Annotated in this window: 13 protein-coding genes; 4 read left to right on the top strand and 9 right to left on the bottom strand. The window is 65.5% G+C overall.

Going from position 1 to position 12,136, the window contains the following annotated elements:
• Positions 1–95: 95 nt before the first annotated feature.
• Entirely contained in the window at positions 96–1,889 is a 1,794-nt protein-coding gene (locus ACVIHF_RS17810) for a serine hydrolase (protein WP_253608333.1), read from the top strand.
• Positions 1,890–2,127: 238 nt separating this feature from the next.
• Here ACVIHF_RS17810 and ACVIHF_RS17815 read toward each other — a convergent pair whose 3' ends face one another.
• The 4 genes from ACVIHF_RS17815 to ACVIHF_RS17830 all read right to left on the bottom strand — a co-directional run bounded on the left by ACVIHF_RS17815 (position 2,128) and on the right by ACVIHF_RS17830 (position 6,017).
• Positions 2,128–2,847 (bottom strand): DnaJ domain-containing protein, encoded by a 720-nt coding sequence (locus ACVIHF_RS17815; RefSeq protein WP_076834525.1) that lies wholly within the window; start codon positions 2,845–2,847, stop codon positions 2,128–2,130.
• An 84-nt stretch (positions 2,848–2,931) separates the two neighbouring features.
• Positions 2,932–3,672 carry a vWA domain-containing protein gene (locus ACVIHF_RS17820; RefSeq protein ID WP_253608332.1) on the bottom strand — a complete coding sequence of 247 codons (741 nt, stop codon included), beginning with the start codon at positions 3,670–3,672 and terminating at the stop codon, positions 2,932–2,934.
• Between the two features lie 89 nt (positions 3,673–3,761).
• A complete protein-coding gene (locus ACVIHF_RS17825; protein WP_050999547.1) occupies positions 3,762–4,703 on the bottom strand; it encodes an alpha/beta hydrolase in 942 nt (313 codons plus the stop codon).
• Between the two features lie 390 nt (positions 4,704–5,093).
• Positions 5,094–6,017 (bottom strand): division plane positioning ATPase MipZ, encoded by a 924-nt coding sequence (locus tag ACVIHF_RS17830; RefSeq protein WP_057020819.1) that lies wholly within the window; start codon positions 6,015–6,017, stop codon positions 5,094–5,096.
• A 280-nt stretch (positions 6,018–6,297) separates the two neighbouring features.
• On the opposite strand from ACVIHF_RS17830, the gene panC reads away from it, so the two are divergent.
• Both panC and ACVIHF_RS17840 read left to right on the top strand, forming a co-directional pair.
• Entirely contained in the window at positions 6,298–7,149 is an 852-nt protein-coding gene (gene panC, locus ACVIHF_RS17835; RefSeq protein WP_028336416.1) for a pantoate--beta-alanine ligase, read from the top strand.
• Between the two features lie 141 nt (positions 7,150–7,290).
• Positions 7,291–8,037: a hypothetical protein gene (locus ACVIHF_RS17840; RefSeq protein WP_253608331.1), complete on the top strand. Its 747-nt coding sequence runs from the start codon at positions 7,291–7,293 to the stop codon at positions 8,035–8,037.
• Between the two features lie 43 nt (positions 8,038–8,080).
• On the opposite strand, the gene ACVIHF_RS17845 is transcribed toward ACVIHF_RS17840, so the two are convergent.
• The 5 genes from ACVIHF_RS17845 to ACVIHF_RS17865 all read right to left on the bottom strand — a co-directional run bounded on the left by ACVIHF_RS17845 (position 8,081) and on the right by ACVIHF_RS17865 (position 11,321).
• Positions 8,081–8,521 (bottom strand): DUF1489 family protein, encoded by a 441-nt coding sequence (locus tag ACVIHF_RS17845; protein ID WP_028336418.1) that lies wholly within the window; start codon positions 8,519–8,521, stop codon positions 8,081–8,083.
• A 138-nt stretch (positions 8,522–8,659) separates the two neighbouring features.
• Positions 8,660–9,607, bottom strand: coding sequence for a hypothetical protein (locus ACVIHF_RS17850; RefSeq protein WP_253608330.1), 948 nt, complete (start codon positions 9,605–9,607; stop codon positions 8,660–8,662).
• A gap of 153 nt (positions 9,608–9,760) precedes the next feature.
• Entirely contained in the window at positions 9,761–9,964 is a 204-nt protein-coding gene (locus ACVIHF_RS17855) for a hypothetical protein (protein WP_018272021.1), read from the bottom strand.
• Between the two features lie 217 nt (positions 9,965–10,181).
• Positions 10,182–10,550: a YidB family protein gene (locus tag ACVIHF_RS17860; protein WP_253608329.1), complete on the bottom strand. Its 369-nt coding sequence runs from the start codon at positions 10,548–10,550 to the stop codon at positions 10,182–10,184.
• Positions 10,551–10,667: 117 nt separating this feature from the next.
• Positions 10,668–11,321: a glutathione S-transferase family protein gene (locus ACVIHF_RS17865; RefSeq protein ID WP_253608328.1), complete on the bottom strand. Its 654-nt coding sequence runs from the start codon at positions 11,319–11,321 to the stop codon at positions 10,668–10,670.
• Between the two features lie 119 nt (positions 11,322–11,440).
• Between ACVIHF_RS17865 and ACVIHF_RS17870 the strand changes: the two genes are divergently transcribed.
• Complete coding sequence (locus ACVIHF_RS17870; RefSeq protein ID WP_076834541.1) at positions 11,441–12,118, top strand: DUF599 domain-containing protein; 678 nt, start codon at positions 11,441–11,443, stop codon at positions 12,116–12,118.
• Positions 12,119–12,136 lie beyond the last annotated feature (18 nt).

The raw sequence follows: 12,136 nt of genomic DNA on the forward strand, positions 1-12,136 counted from the left end.
AAGTGGTTTGTTGCGCAGGCAAGGATCGATGGCCGCTGGGCACAATTTCGCCTCACGAGCCAGTGATCTAGATAGAAATTGGGACGGGGAAGTAGATGCTTCGAACAACCTTGGCCTCCTCGCGGGCGCTGCGAGTTGGCGTTCTTGGGCTCGTGACCGTCACGACGGCGATCCTGATCACGAGTGATAGCGCCGAGGCGCGCCGTCACCGGCGCCACTACGCCCGTCACCACCACAGCCAGGAAGCGCGCGAGAGCTACAGCCCGCAATTCGCGTCGATCATCGTCGACGGCAACACCGGTTCGGTGCTGACCGCCACCAGTCCCGACGGCCTGCGCCACCCCGCCTCGCTGACCAAGATCATGACGCTTTATCTGCTGTTCGAGCGCCTCGATTCCGGAAAGATGAAGCTCGACACCGAAATGCCGGTGTCCGAGCACGCCTCCGAACAGGACCCGACCAAGCTCGGCCTGCGGCCCGGCTCGACCATCAAGGTCGAAGACGCCATCAAGGGCCTGGTCACCCGCTCCGCCAATGACGCCGCGGTCGTGATCGCCGAGGCGATCGGCGGCAGCGAAGACGATTTCGCCCGGATGATGACCCGCAAGGCCCGCGCGCTCGGCATGAGCCGGACCGTTTATCGCAACGCCTCCGGCCTGCCCAACGATGAGCAGGTGACGACGGCGCGCGATCAATCGACCCTCGGCCGCGCGATCCAGGACCGCTTCCCGCGCTATTACCGCTACTTCTCGACCTCGGTGTTTAACTTCCGCGGCCAATCGATCCGCAACCACAACCATCTGCTCGGCAACGTCGAGGGCGTTGACGGTATCAAGACCGGCTACACCCGCGCGTCCGGCTTCAACCTCGTGACCTCGATGCGCCGCGGCAATCGCTTCCTGGTCGGCGTGGTGCTTGGCGGCCGCAGCGGCGGCTCGCGTGACGCCATCATGCGCAACCTGCTCGCCGAGAACGTCGCGAAGGCCGCGACCACCCGCACTGCCGCAGCGATCACCGAACGCAATCCGGCCGACGCCAATGTCGAGGTCGCCGACGCGGATAATGCGCGTGCGCCGGACACTTCGCCGGTCGCGGCATCGGAGCCCGCCTCTGCAGCTGCCGCGATCCAGGCGCCGCGCCCGGCCAGCAAGCCCTCGCTGATGGCGGCGGCCGCTGCCGCGCTGCCGCCGCTTCCGGCCAAGCCGGAGCCGCAGGCCAAGCCCGAGCCGGCGCCGCTGACCTCAGGCGTGATCCAGACCCAGCCGATCGCCGCGATCCCCGGCTCGGCTGAACCGATGAAGCCGGTCAAGGTGAAGACGGTGCAGGTCAAGGCCGGCCAGATCAAGCTCGCCGCGGCCGGCCCCGCGCAGTCCGCGCCTCCGATCACCAACACGATCCCCTCGCGCGGCGAGGTCCCCGAGACCTCCAATGCGATGATGGCGCGGGCCGCCGAGACCTCGAGGCCGGAAATGCCGCCGCAGCCGGCCAATTTCGGCACCGGCAACGGCATCCTCGGCGTGCTGCCGGCCTCGGCCGTCCATGCGCCCGCTACCCCGGCGCCGCAGGCCGTGGCGTCGATCGAACCTGCAACCCGCAGCGTGCAGGCCGCCCCGCCGACCAGCGCGGCCAAGCCGAGCGCCGCGCATACCGGCTGGATCATCCAGGTTGGCGCGCTGGAGTCCGAGGGCGAGGCCAACAAGCGCATCGACCTGGCGCGCAGCTCCGCTCGCGGCCTGCTCAGCAAGGCGGATCCGTTCACCGAGGTGGTCGCCAAGGATAATCGCAAGCTCTATCGCGCCCGCTTTGCCGGCCTCGAGCGCGATCAGGCCGAGGCGGCTTGCAAGACGCTGAAGCGCGCCGAGATCTCCTGCATCACCGTTCGCAACTGATCGTCAGCGTCTGCTGATTTCAAACGGCCGGCGCCGCGAGCGCCGGCCGTTTTGTTTTTGCCGCCGCGAAAACAGCCGGCCGGCCGCGCGCGGCGCAACCATGAAACTTCTCGTCAAGATTTTACGGTTAAGTTTTCCCGAAAGAGCGATCGGCCACGCCGGACAGCGGCGGGCCAACGGGGCATCAATCAGAAACGGAAGGCAGCTCTCGGCTGTGGCGTTGGTAGCGTAGCCGGAGTTAGAGATGCGTGCGAAGCAGAGTGTCCTTGGCCTCGTTCACACGGGCCGCGAGGTACGTCGAGCCCCCCTGGTCGGGATGGAGTTTCTTCATCAGGGTACGGTGAGCCCGGCTGATGTCGTCGCGCGTCGCTCCCGGCTGCAGGCCAAGGATCTGATAGGCCTCCTCGTTCGTCATTTTGCCGCCCGACGCCGCACGGCCCTGCCCCCGTGCCCGGTCGCCCTGTGCGTCCTGACGCCAGGCGGGAAAGCGGCGGTCCAGATAGCTTTCAAGTAGCGCGACGCTCTCGGCGTCGAAGCTCGGGACCATCGCCAATAGCTGCGACAGGTCGAACTCATCGAGCATGCGGCCGGCCTGCGGTCCGGCCACGATCTGGCCCCTGAGCACGCCGCTGCCGTGATCGAGGGTCATATCGAGATATTGCGAGCGCACCCGCGAGCTTTGTCCCTGGCTGCGCGAACCGCCGAACATACCGCCGAGATTGGGAAATCCGGTGCTTCCGAACGGCGACCAGCCGAGCAGTCCGGCGCCGAAAATGCCGAGCGGAATTGCCACCGCCAGTTCGCCCCGCACGCCGGTAAAGGCCGCGACCGCCAGCGCGAGCACCCCGCCGCCGATCTTGATCGCGCGCGCAAGCACGGCGGGATTGGCCGCACGGAACATCTGCAGCGCGGAATAAAGGACGACAACGGCGATGACGCCGGCGATCAGCGTTGGCATGTCGGGAATATAGGCGGCCCGGCGGCAAAAAGCATGCGAAGCTTCGTCTCACCGGCATCAGGCGGAGCCTGACGCGACGCGGCGCTATTTCATCTGGCCGATCAGCTTCGCCGCGCCGCTCGTCGTCTTCGCCAGTTGCAGCAGCGCCTCGCGGCCGCCGGCGGCATAGGCTGCGGCGGCACGCAGCAATTCGCGGAGCTGGGCGGCCGCGCCGGGATCGAACCTGCACCAGGCGCCGCCGGTCAGTCGCGCGATCTCGCGAAACGTTTGCTCGGCGGTCGCATCCCTGCCCTCCTGGAACATGAAGACCGGCACCTTGAGCAGGCCGAGCTCACCGGCTTTGGCGCAGAGATCGTCGGCGCTCTCCTCCATCGCGTCGCCGACGAACACCAAGGCGCGCACCCCTGCCTCGACCGCTTCGCGACGCGTCTCGGACAGCACCTTGCCGATCTGGGTGTTGCCGCCCTGGCAATCGATCTTGCTCATCAGCCGCGCGAGCTGCGCGCTGTCGGAGATCCAGCCCGACGCACGGCATTCATTGAAGCCGCGATAATAGACGAGGCGGATATCGAGACTGCCGAGCGCGCCGGCCTCGCGGAACATGTCCGCCTGCAGCGCGCACGCCATGTCCCATGTCGGCTGCCGGCTCATCGTGGCGTCGAGCGCGAACACCAGCCTGCCGTGGGCGCCGGCGCGATGCGGCGACATCGCCCGCGCCTTGGCGACGAATGCCGCGATGTCGTTCGCGCTGGATGCCGGCACGCCAGGCGCATGGGCCGGGCGTACATCGCTTCCGGATGTCGGTTTGATCGTCTTGCCGGCCATCAGCGCTTGCCTCGTACAGCAAACACTATGTGGGCCGCGGCAGTGGATTGGTCAACTTGACCGGCGAGCCTCGATCGCGGGCCGCCCGGTCAATTCGTGACCGACGGATCCTTCTTCGTCTCGGTCTTGGTCAGCGAGAGCGACTTCTTGAGCTTATCGGTCAAGGTCTGAGGTTTCTCGACCGGCACGTAGAGCGAGACGGGACCGGGCTCCAGAATCTTCGGCGGCGCATTCCTGGTGTCGACCGGCGCGACAGCGCTGTCGGTGTCGGCGAGGAATTTATCGAGCATGGCCTGGATCGAGTCCTTGGCCTTCTCGGGCCCGGTGTCACGCATGTCGTTGTGCTGGAAGTTGGTGTTCACCACGGTGATGCCGGCCTTCTCGCATTCGTCGGCATCGGGAACGACACCCGGATCCGGCTTGAACTGCGAGTCATGCGAACGGAATGACAGGATCTTGAACTTGCCGTCGGTCATGAACGGCACGCGCAGATTGTCCAGCGTCACCACCTTCTTGATCTCGTCCGGATACTGCTTGGCGAAATACATCGCGATGTCGCCGCCATTGGAATGGCCGACCATCGTCAGCTTGCTGTAGTCCGCGTTCGGCTGGCGCTTCTTCATCTCCTCGATCGCGAACTTGATGTTGGTGATGCCGCGCTGGTACTGCGGCAGGCGGCCGACATAGAGCTCACCGACCTTGGTCACCATCGGTCCGTCCGACGGCAGGTCGTTCTGAATGCTGATGGTCAGATAGCCGCGCGCCGCGAACACGTTCGCGAGGAAGGAATATTCGGTGAATTTGACGGTATTGCCATGATTGAGGATCGCAACCGGCAGCGTGATCATGCCAGCGTCGGCCTGCATCTCCTTGTCGAAGCGCACGGCAACGTCGACCGCGACCGGCCGCTCATCGCGCGTCGGGTCCTTGAACATGAGAGTTTCGTGACGGATCGCCCACTTGCTCGCGGTGAAATAGGCCGCCGTGATCACCACGGAGAGAGAAAGCAGAACGAGAATTCCACGCTTCATGACGTCCTCGAGGTGCCCGCCTTTTCAGGGCTATTCTTGGCCGGAGACTCTTCGGCCTCCTTTTGAGAATATATGTCACAGCGCTGTGACAGGAAGTCTAAAAGTTGGGACTTCGCAGCACGTTCATTGTGCGGTGCACACAACCTTTGTGCATTCGCTTCTGGCGCCATGGCTCTGCGGCACGATAATACCTCAAGACCAACCGACGGGGAGCGGAAACGCGGCTGGCTTGGGAAAACCGGATCTGGCCAGCTTTGTTCCGGCATATTGGCGACGGAGTGGCCGAAAACCCCGCAAGACTACCGTACTTCTGGACGGGCCAGGAAGTGACGATAGTCACTTCCTGGACGCCCGACGCCCTGGAACCTGCCAGAAGGAGTGCCCGGCGGTCTAGCTGCCGATGATGTCGTCGACTTCCAGCGGCTTGTCGACCTGGCTGAACCATTCGGCCCGGTTGGCGGCCCTGCGGCGGCCGCGCTCGTCGAGCGGCAGCTTGAGCTGGCGCAGCAGGCTCATCACCTCCTCGCGGGCGGTGACGTGACCGAGGCTCGGGCGGGTGCCGAGCGTCGCCTCGTCGATGTCGTCGAGCGCCGTCAGCCCGCGCGGGAAGAATTCGCGATAGACCACCCGCTCGGCAAAGCCGTCGACCGCACGGAACCCGAGCCGCAGCGAGAGCTGTTTCAAGCCGTCGGCCACCAGCTGCTTGTTGCGCGAGCCGAGCATCGAGAGCCGGTTGCGCACCACGATCCAGTCGGTCGAGGCGCCATCGAGCTGGCGGCGCTTGCGTCTGGTGTCGCGCACCATCTCCGCATAATGGCTCTCGCCGGTCACCGCATAGGTCGCGGGATCGACGGTGCCGAGCACGTCGAAATCGAGGAAGCTGTCGTTGATCGGGGTCACCAAAGTGTCGGCCATCGAATGCGCGAGCCGCATCAGGTAGCTGTCCGCGCCCGGGGTATCGATGACGATGAAATCGCAGGCGCGTTCCACCGCGCTCACAGCGGCCATGAACTGCTGGAATTCCGCGTTCTCGTTCTCCTCGATCTGCATCGTCTCGCCGTACTTGATGCAGTGGTGTGCCGGGAGCTCGAGGTCGAGCCCGGTGCGTCGCGCCCAGGCCTGGCGATTGCTGATGTAGCGGGTGAAGCTCTGCTGGCGGCAGTCGAGATCGATGCTGGCGACGCGTTGCCCGGCCTTCAGCAGCGCGACGGCGATATGCAGGGCGGTGGTCGACTTTCCCGATCCACCCTTCTCGTTGCCCAGCACGATGACATGTGCGGAGCCGGATTGACCCTGACGAGCCTGCACCAACATGATTCAAATCCCCGCAATGATCTTCAAAGCGAGCGCCGCTGCGGTCAAGTGAAATGCATCGCTGCGACAGGAAATCGATTGCGGCCGTGCTGATGAATCGATCAAGCAAGACTGCTGCGTCGATCGGCGGCTTTGATCCGCGCACGTTCGAGATCGTGTAAGGCTTATCGGCCGGTTTGCCGATCGTGGTTCGGACTTGGTAAGCTGCGTGACCTGCCGAACGCCAACCCGTCCCGCCCAGATTCGTTCCCACCCGGATTGCCCCACGAGCCGAGACCAGATGCCGAGAAATCCCACCGTCGTCCGTACCGTCCCCGCCCTTCGTCGCGCCGTCGACACGCTGCGCGCCAAGAAGGCAACCGTCGCGCTGGTCCCAACCATGGGAGCGCTCCATGACGGCCATGTGTCGCTGGTGCGGCTCGCCAAGCGCCGCGCCAAGCGGGTCGTCGTCTCGATCTTCGTCAACCCGACCCAGTTCGCGCCGACCGAAGATTTCGGCTCCTATCCGCGCACCTGGAAAGCCGACGTCGCCAAGCTCGCCGCCGAGGGCGTCGACCTGATCTGGCATCCCGAGGTGAAGGCGATGTACCCGGACGGCTTCGCCACCAGGATCGTGCCGGAGGGGCCGGCCACCGCCGGGCTCGAGGATCGCTTCCGGCCGCATTTCTTCGGCGGCGTCGCCACCGTGGTCGGCAAGCTGTTCACCCAGGTCCGGCCCGACGTCGCGATCTTTGGCGAGAAGGACTTTCAGCAGCTCCGGGTCGTCACTCAGATGGCCGCGGACCTCGACCTCGGGGTCAAGGTGATCGGATCCAAAACGGTGCGCGAGCGCGACGGTCTCGCGATGTCGTCACGCAACGTCTACCTCTCGCCGGAGGAACGGCGCGCCGCCCCTGAGCTTCACCGGGTGATGAAGCAAACGGCCGGCCGCCTGCGCGCCGGCGAGGATACCGCGACCGCAATGGCTGACGGCGCCGCGGCGATCACCAGGGCCGGCTTCGTGCTCGATTATCTCGAAGTGCGCCACGCCGCCTCCCTGGCGCCGATCGGCTCGCTGAAGGACGGCCCGATGCGGATGCTGGTGGCGGCAAAGCTCGGCAGCACGCGCCTGATCGACAATATCGCGGTCTGAGACCGGACCGGAAAAGTGTGAAACGGTTCATGCGCAGAGAGGATGCGAGCCTGTAATGAGGGCTCGGCCTCATCTGTGCGGCCGGGTGCTTGCGCCACGCTCGCGACGCATGGATGATCGCGCCTTTCAAGGGCGATCGGAATGAACCATTACTTCAGGCAAGGCATTGTTCTTGGCATCGCGCTGCTGGCCGCGGCTGGGGCGCAGGCACAGACCCGGCCGCCGGTCGGCGGCGTCAATTCGGCGCCCGGCGCCATGATCTTCTACGTCGCGCATGGTGCGCCTGATGCCTGCGGCCCCGGCTGCTCGGACTGGATCGCGGCCGAAGGCGCGGTGCAATGGGACACCTACAAGCGCCTGCTAGCGATCCTCGACCGGCAGAACGGACGCAAGCTGCCGGTGGTGATCAATGTCAAACCGGGCTCCGACCTCACCGTCGCTGCCAGCCTCGGTCGCATCCTGCGCGGTCGCGGCATCGATGCGGCGGTGGCGGCAACCGAGGTCGAGGCATGCAACGGAAAACCCGAGGAGGAATGCTTTGCACTGAAGCGGCCTGGCGGCCCGCTGGATGCGAAGGAAAAGCTCTCCGGTGTGCCCTGCGAGCTTGCATGTGTATTGATGCTTGCGGGCGGCGTGCATCGTAACCTGCCGCCCGGCAACCGCGTCATCCTGACCGCAAGGATGCAGATCTACGACCGGCTTGCACCCAACGTCTCTGCCGAGCACCGCGAAGGCCTTACCACAATCTTCACCGATCAGTTCCGGAGATATCTCAGCGAGATGGGGATCGGCCATGAACTGTTCGACGTCACCGCCGACAGGGCGGGTGGCCGTTATGTCGAGGTCCCGGCCTCAGAATGGGCTCGGCTGCATCTCGTGACCCAGTGATCCCGGATCACTGCCGTTCGATTGCTCAGAGCAACCCGATTGCTTACAGCAAGCCGAGGTCGCGCAACTCGCGGCGCATCGGCTCGGGCATCGATGCCACGCTGGCGGCGCTCGACTTGGTGAGATCGGCCGGCGCGGAGTCTGCGGTCAGGTAGCGCCAGCCCTGGAACGGCCGCATCGGCCGCGGCGAGACCGCGATCACCTTGGGCTGCATCACCAGCCGGCAGCGTCCGATGCCGTCCTTGTCGCGGAACGGCTCGATGGCGATGATCTTCTCGCGCGCGGCGATCTCGCCGCGGATCACCCAATAGAGCGAGCCGCCGGCAAGGATCTCCTCCTCGCGCTTCGGCGTCATCCGCGTGATGTGGACGTGACGGAGCGGCAGGCCCTTTTTCTTCGCGGTCGCCATCCGTTCGGCAACCCAGCCCTTGAGTTCCTTGACGGAGTCGCAACCGACGGCGAGCTTGATGAGATGAAGCGGCATGCGCCGGATGTAGCGGCCGGCGAGCGCTTTGAAAAGGGAGCGCTCTCCGCGGCGGTGGATATCGGGACTAGAGCGCTTTTCGAGCCAAACGAAGCCGGAACAGCGCAACGACGGCGGCTCAAGCCGCCGTCATCACGCTCATTGCTCGTTCGCAGCCGCCGGTGCGCTGGCGGCGGCAGGAGGCGACGCCGGCGCGGCCGGGGCCGGCGCGATCTGGACCGGGCGCTTCGCCGCCGGCGGACGCTTCGGGGCTGCGGCGGGCGGCGCGGCGGCGCGCGCGGCCGGCGCTGGTGCGGCGGCGGCCGGCTTTGCCGGCTCGGGCGTCATGATGCTGACCGGCGGCGTGTTCGCTGAGCTCGGAAACTCCGCATTGGTCGGCTTGCCGGTGGGCAACGACTGCGGCAGCGCCGCGACCAGGCCGGAGGCAGCCGATGCCTGGGCGCCGGCCGGCGCGTTCCACGACCCTGCGTAGCGCGTGATCAGGTTCTCGTAGGTCCGCTCGTTCATGTTGGCGATGATCTGATGGTTGTCGCCGAGCGAGCGGAACGCGGGGCACGCGGTCGGCGTGCAGTGGTCGCGCGCCATCAGCGCATAGGCGACCAGGCCGTAGCGGTCATGCTCGATGGCGCGGCGCAGCGCCTGCAACTCGGTGGTCGAATTGCGCTCGGCGGTCGCGAGGTCGCCCAGCGCGGTCAGGCGCGAGACCTGCGCCGCCGCGTAGCTGACCGCCGCCGCGGCCGTATCCGATGAACCGAACAGCACCTTCTCGCAGGCGTTGAGAACGGCGTCTCCGGCGAGGTCGTCGACGCAGGCCAGCGCCGGCACCGTCTGGCTGGCCAGTTGCGCCGTCCGTGTCTCGGCCGGCGCCGCCTGCCCGCCCGGGCCGAAGCCACGGATCGTCGCGGCGACCGCAACCGCGATCGACAGCAGCGTGATCACGGTCAGCGCGCCGTTGGCGACGGATTTTTCCGCACGCAGCAGCGTGACCAGAACGACGATCCCAAAGAACCCCGCAGCGGCCAGCGTCAGCCACATCGGGAAGGTCGGTGAGCGCCAGATCTGATCCAGCGAGGAAGCCCAGTTCATGCGCGATGTCCCTCAACGCAGCGTAAGCACAATCGGCGACGGCGAACGCCGCCACCCCGACGTCCAACCTTCAGCACAATGGTTCTGCGAACAGGGCCTTTTGACGGCGGCGGCGCGGAACCCGCTCCAGCCTCCGGCTTGCGCACAACTCCTTCAGGACAGCGCGAGCTGACTCTCCTTGGCCACCCGTTCGAAAGCTTCGGTCGAGCTCTTGATGCGATATTGGCAATCATCACCGTCGGTCGGCAGCAGACGGATCACTTGATAGGTGCCGCTCGCGGCGGGGCGCGCCACGTTGCTGGCCGTGAAATAGACGGTCTCGCCAATCGAGTACTTATGCTTCAACGCCCTCTCCATTTTCTTAGAGATTGCTGGCTGAGCTGACAGTCCCGATAGCTCAGGCCGGCATTTTGAGAACCCTGCGGCAAGCTAGCACATCGCACCTCCCCAAATCCAGCAAGATTGGGGCATAGCGAAGGTGCGATTTTGCAGGTTTTTCAGGGCGATAGGCAGCAATTTGCGTGCCAGCCGGAAATTGCCCACCGAGCCCGGTTGGAACCCTGATTCCACCGGCTCAAGCGGTCTGCGGCAGCTTGCCGCCCGGGCTCGCGCCGTCGACCGCAGCCGGAAGTTGTTGGGCGAGCACCTTGGACAGCTGGTCCACCGGAATGTTGAACCTGGCGGCGAGCTGCTTGACCGTGTCGCTGCCGAGCACCTGCTGGAGCTGCTCAGCGGTGATCGGCAGGTTCTTACCGGTACCGATCCAGGATTTGACCTGCTCGCCGAGCCCGGCCTGCTCGAGCTTGGCGACGATCGCGGACAAGCCGCCCTGCCCGCCATTGCCCAGGACCTCGCCGAGCACGACGGGGATCACCGCCGCGCCAAGCTGGCCAAGCATGCCTTTCAGCTCCGGCGAATTCTCCAGGGAATCGAGAATGCCCATGGTCTAAGTCCTTTCACGACTTGCAAAACCAGCCTTCCGGGATTCGACGCCTTCGGCCCCGCGGCGTCAAGCCGCGATCTTTGCGACCGCTGTCACAATTCGGAAGCGCAGCAACCGTCAGACATCCTCGAATCGGGCGATCCGCAGCGTCTCGGCAACGCCGTCGCGGGTCCATTCCTGGAACGCCGGAAGCTGCATCATGGCATCGACATAGTGCTGCACTTCGGCCTTCACCGGGATCGCGTAGGTGCGGAAGCGATGCACCACGGGCGCGTACATCGCATCGGCCGCGGAGAATGCGCCGAACAGGAACGGACCCCGCTTGCCGTAGCGCGCATGGCACTCGGCCCAGATCTCCTGGATCCGCGCCACGTTGGCGCGCGCATCATCGGAGAGCGCAACGGCGCGGATCGGCCGGTGCAGGTTCATGCCGCATTCGTTGCGCAGCGGCATGAAGCCGGAATGCATCTCCGCCGAGATCGCGCGGGCATGCGCGCGCGCGGCGCGATCCGCAGGCCAGAGCTTCGCCTCGGGAAATCTCTCGGCGAGATATTCGATGATCGCCAGCGAATCCCACACCGTGACGTCGCCATCGATCAGCGTCGGCACCTTGCCGGCCTTGCTGAAAGATAGGATGCGGTCCTTGTCGACCTGGTCCGTGTAGAGCGGAATGAAGACCTCTTCGAACGGGATGTTGTTGGCGCGCAACGCCAGCCAGGGCCGCATCGACCATGACGAATAGTTCTTGTTGCCGATGACGAGCTTGAGCATGTCCGGGAATCCTGTTGCCTCGGTAGTTTGCCATAGTGCATTGCACGCGTTCAACCTGTACATGACGCGGATGCGGCCCGGCGCGGACAGTCAGCCGCGCGCTCACGAAGGAAGGCAACATGACCGGCTATTGGACCGACATCCTGGCCGTCGGCTTCTTTGCGCTGGAATGGCTGGTCTACGCCATCACGCTGGAGCACACCGCGTATGGACGCGACAGCCTGTCGGCGCGGATGCACGTCTATCGCGAGATCTGGGTGCGGAATCTGCTCAACCGCGACGCACGGATGGTCGACATGCAGATCATGGCGAGCCTGCAGAACGGCACCGCGTTCTTTGCCTCCACCAGCCTGATCGCCATCGGCGGCGGGCTGGCGCTCTTGCGTGCCACCAATGACGCGCTCGCCGTGCTCGGCGCGCTGCCGGTCAACCTCACGCCCTCGCCCGCTTTGTGGGAGGTCAAGTGCATCGGGCTGATCCTGATCTTCATCTACACCTTCTTCAAATTCGCCTGGGCCTATCGCCTGTTCAACTATGTGGCGATCCTGTTCGGCGCGATGCCGCCGGCCGACCAGCGCGATACGCCGGAGGCCGAGGCCCATGTGATCCGCACCACGCGGCTGTTCGAGACGGCGGGCCGGCACTTCAACCGCGGCCAGCGCGCGTTTTTCTTCGCCCTCGGTTATCTCGGCTGGTTCGTCAGCCCCTGGGTGCTGTTCGTCACGACAGCCGCCGTCGTGATCGTGATCTGGCGCCGGCAGTTCGCCTCGAATGCCTGGCAGGCGATGGGAAGCTGACGCGACGGTCGAGGCCGT

This window comes from Bradyrhizobium sp. USDA 4506 (assembly GCF_054058795.1).